Source organism: Vibrio sp. 378 (genome assembly GCF_033339435.1).
The window spans coordinates 1-533 of record NZ_JAWOUO010001096.1 but is presented as its reverse complement, the minus strand read 5'-3'; the positions used below and the strand labels follow the sequence as shown (position 1 = coordinate 533).

The 533-nt window shown below is 49.9% G+C and carries 1 protein-coding gene; it reads left to right on the top strand.

Annotation, left to right across the window (positions count from 1 at the left end):
• The coding region (locus R7Q48_RS30575; protein WP_318134175.1) for a penicillin-binding transpeptidase domain-containing protein at positions 1-533 on the top strand (533 nt) is incomplete at both ends.

The following is a 533-nucleotide window of genomic DNA, read 5'->3' as shown; positions in this document are numbered from 1 at the left end:
AAGACGCCAACTACCAAGCGACTCGTGACATCGGTAAGTTGGGCATCGAAAAATACTACGAAGATCTGCTGCACGGCACTGCTGGCTACCAAGAAGTGGAAGTCAACAGCCGAGGACGCGTGATTCGCACGTTAAAATACGTACCGCCAGTTCCGGGCAAAGACATTGTCTTAAACCTCGATATCAACTTGCAGCTTTACGTTCATCAGCTTTTGGATGGTCGACGTGGCAGCGCTATCGTGCTTGATCCTCGAGACAATGGGGTGCTAGCTATGGTGTCTAGCCCAAGTTACGACCCGAACGCTTTTGTCCACGGCATTTCTGGTAAAGCCTATCGCGATTTGTTGAACGATAAAAACCGCCCGTTGGTAAACCGCACAACGCTAGGTATTTATCCACCAGCTTCAACAATCAAGCCATTTATGGCTGTCGCAGCGTTGCAAGAAGGCGTAATCACGCCAAATACTACTCGCAACGACCCAGGTTATTGGCGCATTCCTAACTCAGACACTCGTCCATTCCGTGACTGGTTG